The organism is Sphingobium sp. (assembly GCA_023266575.1).
Classification (GTDB): domain Bacteria; phylum Pseudomonadota; class Alphaproteobacteria; order Sphingomonadales; family Sphingomonadaceae; genus Sphingobium.
Window position 1 is genome coordinate 74,131 of sequence record JAHFPV010000007.1, and the last position, 12,672, is coordinate 86,802.

General features: G+C 64.0%; 9 protein-coding genes. 6 read left to right on the forward strand and 3 right to left on the reverse strand.

Annotated elements, in window-relative coordinates:
• The first annotated feature begins 6 nt into the window (after window positions 1-6).
• The 6 genes from Q0D44_RS08940 to Q0D44_RS08965 all read left to right on the forward strand — a co-directional run bounded on the left by Q0D44_RS08940 (window position 7) and on the right by Q0D44_RS08965 (window position 7,447).
• Window positions 7-540 carry a DUF3237 domain-containing protein gene (locus tag Q0D44_RS08940; RefSeq protein WP_294135502.1) on the forward strand — a complete coding sequence of 178 codons (534 nt, stop codon included), beginning with the start codon at window positions 7-9 and terminating at the stop codon, window positions 538-540.
• The gene (locus Q0D44_RS08945; RefSeq protein WP_294135504.1) at window positions 537-1,643 is read left to right on the forward strand and encodes a hypothetical protein; all 1,107 of its coding nucleotides are present in this window, start codon (window positions 537-539) and stop codon (window positions 1,641-1,643) included. Before Q0D44_RS08940 ends, Q0D44_RS08945 begins: the two co-directional genes overlap by 4 nt.
• Window positions 1,644-1,755: 112 nt before the next feature.
• Window positions 1,756-2,214, forward strand: coding sequence for a type II 3-dehydroquinate dehydratase (locus tag Q0D44_RS08950; RefSeq protein ID WP_294135506.1), 459 nt, complete (start codon window positions 1,756-1,758; stop codon window positions 2,212-2,214).
• The gene (locus Q0D44_RS08955) at window positions 2,211-3,500 is read left to right on the forward strand and encodes an MFS transporter (RefSeq protein WP_294135508.1); all 1,290 of its coding nucleotides are present in this window, start codon (window positions 2,211-2,213) and stop codon (window positions 3,498-3,500) included. The genes Q0D44_RS08950 and Q0D44_RS08955 overlap by 4 nt, the downstream gene beginning before the upstream one ends.
• Window positions 3,501-3,582: 82 nt before the next feature.
• On the forward strand, window positions 3,583-6,522 hold the full coding sequence (locus Q0D44_RS08960) for a TonB-dependent receptor (RefSeq protein WP_294135509.1): 2,940 nt from the start codon (window positions 3,583-3,585) through the stop codon (window positions 6,520-6,522).
• 76 nt (window positions 6,523-6,598) lie between these two features.
• A complete protein-coding gene (locus Q0D44_RS08965) occupies window positions 6,599-7,447 on the forward strand; it encodes a shikimate dehydrogenase (RefSeq protein ID WP_294135511.1) in 849 nt (282 codons plus the stop codon).
• A gap of 2 nt (window positions 7,448-7,449) precedes the next feature.
• On the opposite strand, the gene Q0D44_RS08970 is transcribed toward Q0D44_RS08965, so the two are convergent.
• From Q0D44_RS08970 to glpD, 3 genes are all read right to left on the reverse strand, one after another.
• A complete protein-coding gene (locus Q0D44_RS08970) occupies window positions 7,450-9,474 on the reverse strand; it encodes a M3 family metallopeptidase (protein ID WP_294135513.1) in 2,025 nt (674 codons plus the stop codon).
• A gap of 93 nt (window positions 9,475-9,567) precedes the next feature.
• Complete coding sequence (gene glpK / locus Q0D44_RS08975; RefSeq protein ID WP_294135515.1) at window positions 9,568-11,046, reverse strand: glycerol kinase GlpK; 1,479 nt, start codon at window positions 11,044-11,046, stop codon at window positions 9,568-9,570.
• Window positions 11,043-12,494, reverse strand: coding sequence for a glycerol-3-phosphate dehydrogenase (gene glpD / locus Q0D44_RS08980; RefSeq protein ID WP_294135516.1), 1,452 nt, complete (start codon window positions 12,492-12,494; stop codon window positions 11,043-11,045). Before glpD ends, glpK begins: the two co-directional genes overlap by 4 nt.
• Between the last annotated feature and the right edge of the window lie 178 nt (window positions 12,495-12,672).

Here is a 12,672-nt window from a genome sequence, read left to right on the forward strand (position 1 = left end):
GGCGTCATGACCCATTATTCACGCAGGCATGTGCTGGGCCTCGGCATGGCAACGCCGCTGCTACTACCGACTCTTGCCCATGCAGCGGCGTCAGGCGCAACCGACGCGCCGGGACTGGCGTTCGTCTATGAAGCGATCGTGACGCTGGAGCCTGTGATGGAGGTTGGCAGGACGCCGCTCGGCACCCGTCGCCGCATCCCCATAACCGGCGGACATTTTGCCGGGCCGCGCATCCGTGGAACCGTGCTGTCGGGCGGCGCGGACTGGCAGTTGCAGCGGGCAGATGACTGGACCGTGATAGAGGCGGACTATATGATGCGGGCCGACGATGGCACGCTGATCCATGTCCGCAATGTCGGCCTGACCAACAGCCGCGTCGCGGGCGCGCCGGAACGCTATCTGCGGACCGTCCCCAGTTTCGAGGCGCCCGATGGACCTCATGCCTGGCTCAATCAGGCGATCTTCATCGGCACGCTGGGGCCACCCCCAGATGATGCGCCCAAGCCATCGGTGCGCATCCGCGTCTATCGCGTCACATGAAGCACGCCGCCAAGGCCGCGATACTGGCCATGCTGTTGGGCAGTTGCACGACGCTGCCCGACACGCCGACCCGCGCAGTTGATCCGCCGACCCCCTGCGCCGCGACGGCGCAATTCTCTTTCGTCTGCGGCGCGGACAAGCCCGAAGATCTCGCCCATATCCCCGATACGCCCTGGTTGATCGCCAGCGGCTTTGCCAAAGGGGCAGGGCTGAAACTGGTCGATACCCGCCAAAGGACCGCGCGCATCTGGTTTACCGGTCGCGCCGATCAGATTGCGCGCGATCCCGCCTTCCCCGATTGCGACCAGCCGCCGGACCCAGCCCTGTTCACCACGCGCGGCCTTAGCCTGCGTGGCGTCGCTCCCGGCAAAGCGCGGCTCCATGTGGTCAATCATGGCGGCCGCGAATCGATCGAAGTCTTTTCCGTCGATTTTGGCGACGCAAGACAGAAGCCTGCGCTCCAATGGCAGGGCTGTCTGCTGATGCCGCCGGGCCATGCCGCCAACAGCGTCACAACCTATAGCGACGGCACAGTGCTGGCGACCGTCCTGACCCGACCGGGAACCAGCATCACCGACTTCGTAGAAGGGCGGGTGACGGGCGGCGTGTACCAGCGCCGTCCCGGCGAAACGGCATTTCAGTTGCTGCCGGGAACGCAACTACCGGGCAATAACGGCCTTGAGGCGGCACGCGATGACAGCGGCTTCTATGTCATTGCCTTCGGCTTGCGGCAGGTGCTGGGCTATGATCGACATGACAGCAGTGTCCCGCTTTGGCGGCTGACCGTGCCGGACTTCATGCCGGACAATATTCATTGGGATGGCGACCGCCTGATAATAGCGGGGATGATGCGGGAAGAACCGGCGTGCGGCGGGGTTCGCCGGATTATCGACGGCGTCGCCGATGGCATGACCTGTCATCGCGGCTATGCCGTGGCGCAGGTCGATCCCGTCGCCCATCAACTGACGATGCTGGCCTATGGTCCGCCCGATCCGCAGTTCAACGGCGCTTCTGCTGCCATTCTGATCGGACAGCAGCTATGGCTCGGCTCTTATCAGGCCGATCGGATCGCGGTTCGCGCGCTGCCTTATGCCTTGCCCTGACATTGCATGTACCAGTTCGTACATTTCGCTTGCGCTGATGAAAATGTCGGCGTACGAACGGGCCATGGCGATCGGGGTGCAATCCCGACGCATCGGGGAGGACAGGCCAGCCATGGGCCAGCGTTGCATTCACATCCTGAACGGACCCAATCTCAACCTGCTCGGTGTGCGGGAGCCGGAGATTTACGGTCGCGATACGCTGGTCGATGTCGAGGCGGCCTGTCGGCGCGAAGTCGAAGGCACGGGGCTTAATATCCTGTTCCGCCAGAGCAATGCCGAGCATGATCTGGTTGGCTGGCTGCATGAAGCACGGGTTGGATCGGCGGGCATCGTCATCAATCCCGCCGCCTTCTCCTACGCCGCCTATCCGATACTCGATGCGCTCAAAATGTGCGAATGCCCGGTCGTCGAAGTGCATATCTCCAACATCCATCGCCGCGACGCGGAATGGCGCTCGCGCTCGATCATGACGCAGGTCGTGACCGGCATTGTCTCTGGCCTTGGCACGGACGGTTATGCGCTGGCCGTGCGGCATCTCGTCATGCTCGATCAGCGGCAGTTGGCGGCATGACCATCGCATCGACCCTTCGTCCGACCAGGGCGCGCTTTGGCGTTCTTGGCCTGATCAGCATCGCGACCCTGCTCAACTATATGGATCGCGCCGTGATGGGCGTCGCTGCGCCGTCGCTGACGCAGGAATTGCAGATTTCACCCGAAATGATGGGGCTTATTTTCTCCGCCTTTTCATGGACCTATGCAGCGTCCCAGATTCCCGGCGGACTCCTGCTTGATCGGCTGGGCACGCGGATCACTTATGCGGGATCGCTGATCCTCTGGTCCTTCTTCACCCTGCTGCATGGCCTCGCCACCAACGTCACCATGTTGTTCGGCTTTCGCCTGGCGCTCGGTATGTCCGAAGCGCCCTGCTACCCCTGCAACAGCCGCATCCTGAGCAGCTGGTTCCCTCAGCAGGAGCGCGCCCGCGCCAACGCCGTCTATGCCGTCGGCCAATATGCTGGCCTGGCCTTCTTCAGCCCCGTCCTCTTCTGGGTGGTCGGCAGCATGGGCTGGCGCGCGCTGTTCATCATCGCTGGCGGCATCGGTCTGGCCTTTGGCCTGTTGATGTACGCCTGGTATCGCGATCCCCAGCACAGCCATCGCGTCAACAGCGCTGAACTGGACCATATCCGCGCGGGCGGCGGTCTGGCAGACGCCGCCCCGGCGAAATCTGTCCGCTTTTCCTGGGCCAATGTCGGCAAGCTGCTATCGCAGCGCCAGATATTGGGCGCATCGATCGGGCAATTTTGCGGCAATTCGACGCTGGTCTTTTTCCTGACCTGGTTCCCGACCTATCTGGCGACCGAACGGGGCATGGATTGGCTCAAGTCCGGCACCTTCGCCATATTGCCCTATATCGCCGCATCGGCGGGCGTGCTGCTGGGTGGCCATGTGTCGGACATGCTGATCCGGCGCACGGGATCGGCCAATATCGGCCGCAAACTGCCGATCGTCGTCGGACTGCTGCTGGCGTCGACCATCATCCTTGCCAATTTCGTGCAGAGCAACACGCTCGTCATCGCCATCATGTCGGTCGCCTTTTTCGGGCAGGGCATGGTCAATCTGGGCTGGACGCTCATTTCGGATGTCGCGCCGCGGCAATATATCGGCCTGACCGGCGGGGTGTTCAATCTCTGCGCCAATCTGGCCGGCATCGTCACGCCGATCGTGGTCGGTGTGATCGTGGGGCAGACCGGCTCCTTCTATGGCGCACTGGCCTTTATCGGCACGCTCGCGCTGGTCGGGGCCGCGGCCTATATCTTCATCGTCGGCGATGTGAAGCGGGTGGAAATGGACTGAATGACGCATTGAACGACACCATGCACGACGAGGCATGGTCTGAAATGGACTAAATAGTTCGTTATAATAAGGGAGGATGAGCATGACTATTTCTTTTCTGACGGGACTGCGGCTGAGCGGGTCGGCGACGGCCCTGATATTGGCTGCCTTTGCAGCGCCCGCCATCGCCCAGACACCGGCGGCTGACGCGACCCCGCCGGTCGCTGCGGAACCTGAACAGCCCAGCACCGCCGATATCGTCGTCACCGGATCGCTGATCGCGCGGCCGAATAATGTCGCCGTCAGCCCGATCGTCACCGTCTCCGATGAGCTGGTGCAGCAGAGCGGTCAGATCACGCTGGAAGATTCGCTCAACCAGCTCCCCGGCTTCACCCCGTCGGGCAATGCCGGCACCGGCGGTCAGGGGGCGGGCGGGCGCGCCACGCTCAACCTGCGCGGGCTGGGGTCGAACCGCAATCTCGTGCTGCTCGATGGTCGCCGCCTGCCGCTGTCGGACATTAACGGCAATGTCGACATCAACATCCTGCCTGAATCGATCATCGGATCGGTCGATGTCATCACCGGTGGCGCGTCGGCCATCTATGGATCGGACGCCATGTCCGGCGTCGTGAATTTCAAGACCGACCGCTATTTTGACGGCGTTCGCGCCGACATCCAGCAGGGCGACTCGTTCCGCGGCGACTATGGCAAGTTCAACGCCTCGCTCGCGCTGGGCACCAAATTTGCGGATGATCGCGGTCGGCTGATGCTGGCGCTGAGCTACGCCAAGCGCGATCCGCTGTCCGGCTCGCAGCGCTCATTCTTCGCCGACCGCGTCCCTTCCTCTTTCATCGGCACTGGCGCTTTCGTTCCCGACGCGCTCAACCTGCCCAGCCAGGCGGCACTGGCGGGCGTGTTCGCCCAATATGGCGTCACCAGCCCGATCAACCGCACGCTCAACCTTGGCTTCAACAATAATGGCTCGCTGTTTACCCAGACCGGGGCGATCAACTATCAGGGGCCAACCACGGGCGCCTATGCCGTAATCGGCGGCAATGTCCGTATGCCGGTGGGACCACAGCTTCAGGTCCTCAACGCCTTCGAGCGCAAGTCTGCTTTCGCCAAGGGCGAATTCGACATCACCGAAGCGCTGACCGCCTATGGCCAGTTCCTCTATGTCGATTCCACCGTGACGACCGAAAGCGGCGGCAGCCTTACCCAGTTTGCACCCTTCACGACGATCCCGGTCACCAACCCCTTCATCCCGTCCGACCTGCGCACGCTGCTGGCCTCGCGCACCAATCCGGCTGCGCCCTTCCGCTGGAGCGCGCGCTATGTCGGCATCGCCGACAAGGGGTGGGACGAAAATTACCGCGTCCAGCAATATCTGGGTGGCCTGAAAGGCACGCTGGCCGGATCATGGAAGTTCGACGCTTTCGCCTCCTATGATGAGACTGTCCACAATCAGTCGATGTTCAACGCGGTGCTGAAATCGCGGGTCCAGACCCTGCTCAACGCGGCCGATGGCGGCGCGTCGCTCTGCGCTGGCGGGTTCAACCCCTTCGGCATCGCCAACGCGACCAGCCTGTCGCAGGCGTGCCAGGATTATATGACCAGCACGGTCAACAGCACCGAACGGTTGACCCAGACGCAGGTGCAGGGCCAGGTGAACGGCCCGCTGTTCAACCTGCCTGCCGGTCCGGTCCAGCTCGCGCTGCTGGCGGGCTATCGCAAGAACAGCTACGCCTTCAATCCCAGCGCGGATCTGGTGTCCAACAATGTCGAGGCCGTCGTTGGTTCGGCTGCCGCCCGTGGCCAGATCAGCGTCAAGGAATTTGCGGCGCAGATCGACATTCCCTTGCTGTCCGAAACCCCCTTCTTCTACGAACTGGGTGTCGGCGCAGCCTTCCGCTATTCCGATTATAACCCGACCGGCAGCGTCAAGAGCTTCGAATTTGACGGACGCTGGCAGCCGGTAGAATCGCTGCTGATCCGCGGCAGCTATCAGCGCGCCGTCCGTGCGCCCAATATCGGGGAGCTGTTCTCGCCGGTGACCGGGTCACAACTCGCCATCGGCACCCCGCCGGTCGCGATCGGCGATCCCTGCGATACCCGCTCGACCGCCCGCACCGGTGCCAATGGCGCGCAGGTTCGAGGGCTTTGTCTGGCCCAGGGCATCCCGCTCGCCGCGATCGACGCCTATCAGTTCGCTACGACCGCAACCGGCGGCAATATCCAGGGCAATAGCGGCCTGACCCCGGAAAAGGCCAATACTTTCAACGTCGGCTTCGTCTATAATCCCAAATTCTCGTCGCCCTGGCTGTCGGGCTTTTCCTTCTCGGTCGACTATTACAATATCAAGATCCGCAACGTCATCTCGACCATCAACGGCCTGACGGTGCTGGCGAAATGTTATAATCTCGATGGATCGAACAGCAGCTATTCCAACAGCAATGAATTCTGCCAGCTGATCCAGCGCGATCCGACCGGCCAGTTGGTCGCCATCGCGCAACCCTATCTGAACCTGGGCGCGCTCGATACGGATGGTGTTGATGTGCAGGTCAACTGGTCGCTCAAGCTTGCCGATGCGGGCATGGGCAACGGGTCCGGCAAAATCTATGCCTCCTCGGCAATCGGCTGGCTCAACCATTATAAGGTCCAGACCCTGCCGGGCTCGGCGGTGCAGGATTTCGTCGGCACCAGCACGCCGGGCCGCCCGCTGCCCAAATGGAAAGCGCTCACGACGGTGGGCTACAGCTCGGACGTTTTCGGGGCTGGCCTGCGTTGGCGCTATCAGGGCAAGCTGCGCGACATCAGCGCCATCACCACACCGGCGGCCGAACAGGTCGGGGTCAAGCCCTATAACCTGTTCGACATCTTCTCCACCGTCGACATTACGGAGAATTTCCAGCTGCGCGGCGGCATCACCAACCTGTTCGACAAGGCTATTCCTTTCGTCGCCAGTTCGCAGAACGGCACCGATGCGGGCACCTACGACATGGTCGGTCGCTCCTTCTATGTCGGCGCGAAGTTCAACTTCTAACTCTCCCCCTCCCGCTCTCCGCCATCCGGCGGGGAGCGGATTTTCTGCACGGGATATTTCAGCCTTGGCTCATCATATGGCATCCTTTCTGACAGGTTTGATCGGTCGCGATATCGGGCGGTCGCTCTCGCCATGGCTGCATGAACAGGAAGCCAAAGCGCAGGGGGTGAACCTCATCTACCGCCTGTTCGATTTCGCCGCCGATGGGCTGGGGGAGGCGGACCTCGACAGGATGCTGGCGGCGCTGCAACTGTGCGGTTTCGCCGGTGTCAACGTCACCCACCCCTATAAGCAGGCGGTCATCGCCCATCTGGACGAACTGTCGGAACAGGCGGCACAAATCGGCGCGGTGAACACCGTCGCCTTCCGCAATGGCCGCCGCTACGGATATAATAGCGATATTTTCGGATTTGCAGAAAATCTGCGCACCGGCCTGCCCAATGCCCCCCTGGATCAGGTTGTGCAAATGGGGTCCGGCGGGGCAGGGGCCGCGACCGCGCACGCCCTGATGGGCATGGGGACGGGAAAGCTGGTGCTGTTCGATCCTAACAGGGATCGCGCGCTGACGCTCTGCGCGTCGCTCAACGCCATTTACGGCAATGGTCGGGCGATCGTGGGCGACGATCTGGCGCAGGCGATCCGCAGCGCCGACGGCATCGTCAACGCGACGCCGCTGGGCATGGTCGGCTATCCCGGCAGCGCCGTTCCACAGGCCTGTCTCGATCCCCGTCTATGGGTGACCGATATCGTCTATTTTCCGCTCGAAACCCAGTTGCTGGCCGAAGCCCGCGCCGCCGGTTGCCGCGTTCTTGACGGCAGCGGCATGACGATCTTCCAGGCAGCAGGAGCCTTCGAGCATTTTACCGGTCGAAAGGCCGATCCCGCACGGATGCGGGCCAGCTTTCAGGCCATATCAGCCCGCTAGGATCAGGCGGCCAGTCCCAGCGCGCGCAGCAGCGCCGCCGAGTCCGGCTGCCGCCCCCGGAAAGCGACGAAATTGTCGATCGCCGGGCGCGATCCGCCGCGCGCCAGCACATGGTCGCGAAACAGGCCGCCCAGCGCGGCGCGATCCGCCTTTTCCTCGGCAAAGGCTTCGAATGCATCGGCGGACAGGCGCTCGGCCCACAAATAGCTGTAATAACCCGCCGCATAGCCGCCTGCGAAAATATGGCTGAAACTGTGGGAGAAGCGATGCCATGCCGGGGGGTGGATCACGGCGACATCCTGCCGCACCGCCGCAACAATCTGCTGCACCGAAGGACCATCCTTCTGTGCCGCCGACTGGTGCAGGCGCAGGTCGAACAGCGCAAATTCGACCTGACGCAGCAGCGCCACCGCCCCCATGAACCGTCGCGCGGCCAGCATCCGCCCGATCATCGCTTCGTTCAGCGGCTGCCCGCTCTCCTCATGCGCGGACACACGCCGCAACATGGCGGGTTCCCAGGCGAAATTCTCCATGAACTGGCTGGGCAATTCCACCGCATCCCATTCGACGCCCGATATGCCGCCGACCGATGGCACATCGACCTGCGTCAGCAGATGATGCAGGCAATGCCCCATTTCATGGAACAGCGTGACCATTTCCTGATGGGTCAGATGCGCGGGACGCCCCGCGCTGCCGCTGGCGAAATTGCACACCAGATAGGCGATCGGCATTTGCACGGCGTCAGCCTCGCGCAGCCGTGGGCGGCACACATCCATCCATGCGCCCCCGCGCTTGCCCGCACGGGCGAACAGGTCGCAATAGAGCGCAGCCACAGGCGCGCCATCAGCGTCATGCACCGTGAAATAGCGCACATCCTCATGCCAGACCGGCGCGCCATCGGCCGGGCGAATGTCCACCCCATAAAGCTCGGTCACCAGCGCGAACAGGCCGTCCAATATCCGCGCCAGCGGCAGGTGCGCGCGGATTTCCGCCTCGTCCAGCGCATGGACCGCGCGCCGCATCCGCTCGGTCGCATAGGCGATATCCCATGGCTCCAGCGTATCGATACCCAGCTGTGCTTGCGCAAATTCGGCCAGCTCGGCCAGCTCCCGCTCGGCATGCGGGCGCGCCCGCCGGGCCAGATCGACCAGAAACGCATCGACCTCCTCGCCATCGCGCGCCATTTTGGTGGACAGCGACAAAGCGACGGGATCGGCATAGCCCAACAGCCCCGCCGCCGCCTGCCGCAACACCAGCAATTGCGTAATCCGCTCGCTATTGTCGAACTGACCGGCATGAGGCCCCTGATCCGACGCGCGGGTGCCATAGGCTTCATAAACAGTGCGCCGCAGATCGCGATCGTCGGCAAAGCCGGTAATCGCCCGCACCGACGGCGCATGAAGGTCGATCAGCCAGCCGTCCAGACCCTTCGCCTCTGCCGCGCGCGCCATGGCAGCCCGGTCGCTCTCCGGCACGCCTGCCAGCCGGGCGGGGTCGGTGACATGCAGCGTCCAGGCTTCGGTCGCGTCCATCACCGCATTGGCAAACTCCGTCGCCAGCCGGCCCTGCGCGACGCTGTTGGCGGCAAAGGCTTCCCGCTCCGCGCCATCCAGCCCGACGCCCGACAGCTCGAACCCCTGCAAGGTCAGCGCCAGCGCGCGCGCCTCCGCCTCACCCAGCCCGTCGCGTGGAATGGCGACCAGCACGTCGTAAAGCGCGCGATCCTGCCCGACTTCGGCAAAATAGCTGTCGATCATCGGCTGAACCTCGCCATGCGCCGCGCGCAATTCCGGCGTATTGGCAACCCCGACCAGATGCGAGACGGTCTGCCACACCCGCGAAAGTTCCGCGTCGGCGCGATCCTTCGCCAGGAAAATCGCGTCATATCCCTGCGCTTCGGCACAGCGGCGCATCGCCGCACGGTGCTGCGCAATGGCCGTTTCGACGGCAGGCAGGATATGGTCGGGCCGAATGTCGCCAAAGCGCGGGTGCAGGCCGGAATCGAGCAGGGGGTTCGTCTGTGTCATGACGCTTCCTTACACAGCGCAATATCCCCTGTCTGCCCGCATCCCTTCGCAGACTTGCGGGCAGTCACATCTTTTTGGGCGACGGAATGGCCATCACATTCTCGCCTCCACGCCGGTCGCCAGCGCCTGTTGCACGGCCCTGCGCCAGTGTCGCAGCGACAGCGCTCGATCCGGGGCGGCAGCGGCAGGGGTGAAGGATCGTGTCGCGCGCGGCAGCCGGTCGAGCGCGGCCAGATCGGGCCACAGGCCAACGGTAATGCCCGCCAGAAAGGCCGCACCCAGCGCCGTGCTTTCATGATTGGCGGGCCGCTCGACCGGCAATCCCATCATGTCAGCCAGGAACTGTGCGAACCAGTCGTTCGTCGCCATACCGCCATCGATCCGCAGCATGGCGGGCGGGGCGACGCCATCACCCGTCATCGCCTCGACCAGATCACAGGTCTGGAACGCGACCGCCTCCAGCGCGGCGCGGACGATATGCGCCGGGCCAGTGTCGAGCGTCAGCCCGGTGATCGAGGCACGCACATCGGTTCGCCAGTGCGGCGCGCCCAGCCCGACAAAGGCCGGGATCAGGTGAACGCCATGGTCGGCGGGGACGGATGCGGCCAATCGCGCGCTATCCTCCGCGCTGGCGATGATGCCCATCGTATCACGCAACCATTTGATCGCCGCGCCCGCGATGAAGATCGACCCTTCCATCGCATAGGCGCGCTCCTGCCCGATGCGGTAGCCGATGGTGGTCAACAACCGCTTGTCCGACAGCGTCGGCACGGTGCCGATGTTGGACAGCAGGAAGCAGCCGGTGCCATAGGTCGATTTGATCTGCCCCGGCGCGAAACAGCGCTGGCCGATCAGCGCGGCCTGCTGATCCCCCGCCATGCCCGCAATCGGGATAGCACGGTCCGTAATCGCCGGATCTGTCATGCCGAAGATATGCGCATTGGCATGGACGTCCGGCAATAATGCGCGCGGAATCGCGAACAGGCGCAACAGATCATCGTCCCACTGTTCGGTCACGATATTGTAGAGCAGGGTGCGGCTGGCGTTGGTCAGGTCGGTCGCATGAACCCGCCCCCCGGTCAGTCGCCACAGCAGGAAACTGTCCACCGTCCCCGCGGCGAGTTCGCCCCGCTCCGCGCGCGCCCGCGCACCGGGGATAGTGTCCAGCAACCAAGCCAATTTGGTCGCGGAAAAATAGGGATCGAGCAGCAGCCCGGTTCTGGCCCGGACCATCGGCTCCACCCCATCGGCCAGCAGCGCAGCACAGCGGTCGGCGGTGCGGCGGTCCTGCCAGACGATGGCATTGTGCAGCGGCTTGGCCGTAGCGCGGTCCCATAGCAGGATCGTCTCGCGCTGGTTGGTGATGCCGATCGCGGCGACATCATCGGTCAGCACCTCGCGCAGCGTTGCGATCGCCCCCTGCCAGATATGCTCCGGGTCTTGTTCGACCCAGCCGGGATGGGGATACTGTTGCGGCAGGTCGCGGCTGGCGCTCGCCTCGATCGCCGCCTCCGCATCGAAACGGATCGCGCGGGTGGAGGTGGTGCCCTGGTCGATGGCGACGATGCTCATGCGATGCTCTTGCGGATATAGTGGCCCAATCGTTCGACCTGCGCGGGGTCAAGATTATAGCCCAATTTGGTCCGCCGCCAGACTATGTCATCGGCACTGCGCGCCCATTCGTGGCGGATCAGATAATCGACCTCCCGCCCCCGCAACCCTGCGCCAAAGTCCGTGCCAAGATCATCGGACGCGCAGGCGTCCCCCAATAGCGTGCCGATCCGGCTGCCATAGGCATGGGCCATGCGCCGCGCGACAGGTTCGTCTAGGAACGGCCAGCGTGCACGGACGCTAGCAAGGAACGCCCCGAAATCCCCAATGTCACCACCGGGGAGCGCGCGCGCGCGCGTGTCGCCGCCTTCTATCCCCAGCCGCTCCAGCGCCGCCTGCGCCAGATGTCGCGCCGTCGTAATTTTGCCGCCGAACACGCTCAGCAACGGCGCACCCTTGCGGTCCAGCTCCAGCCGATAGTCGCGGCTGACCGCACTGGCGGCCTGCGTCCCGTCATCCACCAGCGGACGGATACCGCCATAGCTGCCGACGATCGCCTCCTCGCGCAGCGGCGTGCGCAGATAGCGATTGGCCGCATCCAGCAAGTAAGCGATCTCGGCGGGCGCAATCTTGGTATCGGTCGGGTCGTTCACCGTCACTTCGGTGGTGCCGATCAGGGTGAAGTCGTCCAGATAGGGGATGGCAAAGACGATCCGGCCATCGGGTTGCTGGAGCAGCCAGGCATGGTCGCCCGTCAAACACCGCTTCACGACGACATGACTGCCCCGCACCAGCCGGATATGGCTGCCGTCATTCTGCCCCAGCCGACCGTGCAGCACTTGCTCCACCCATGGCCCGGCCGCATTGACGATAGTGCGCGCCACGACCTGATCCACGCCCGTCGCGTCGCGCAGCGTCACGGCCCACTGGTCCGCCGCCCGCTGCGCCGCTTCCAGCCGTGTACGGGTGCGGGTTTCCGCCCCGGCCTCCGCTGCGTCCATGGCGTTCAGCACCACCAGCCTGGCATCATCGACCCAGCCGTCCCAGTAACTGAACCCTCGCCCGCCATTCTGCACCAGCGCCGGATCATCCAGCCGGATGCCGCGCGAGCGGGGCAGGCCGCCACCAAGCGCGAACAGGTCATAAAGCCACAATCCCATCCGCACGATCGGCCAGGGCCGCATCGATGGCATGTGCGGCAGGCGAAACTCCAGCGGCCAGACGATGTGCGGCGCGGTGCGCAGCATGACCGCCCGCTCGGCCAGCGCCTCGCGCACCAGCTTATACTCATGATATTCCAGATAGCGCAGCCCGCCATGCATCAGCTTGGTGGAGGCAGACGATGTCCCCTGCGCCAGATCGCCTTGCTCGACCAGCAACACCCGCTGGCCCGCGACCGCAGCGGCTCTGGCAATGGCGGTGCCGTTCACCCCGCCGCCAACGATCAAAAGGTCATATGGCTCAGGCATGGAGGGGGCGGGCCTCGTCGCCATGCGTCCGGTGCGGCGTCAACCCTGTGTCCATGGCGGTGCAGCTCTCCTTCTGTTTGTATCGGCGATCGTTAATCCGCTTCTTGCCATAGACTTTGCTTCCGAACACGCGGCCTTTTTACCCGCGCCATCGGGTCGATAGGTGGATTTCATATTT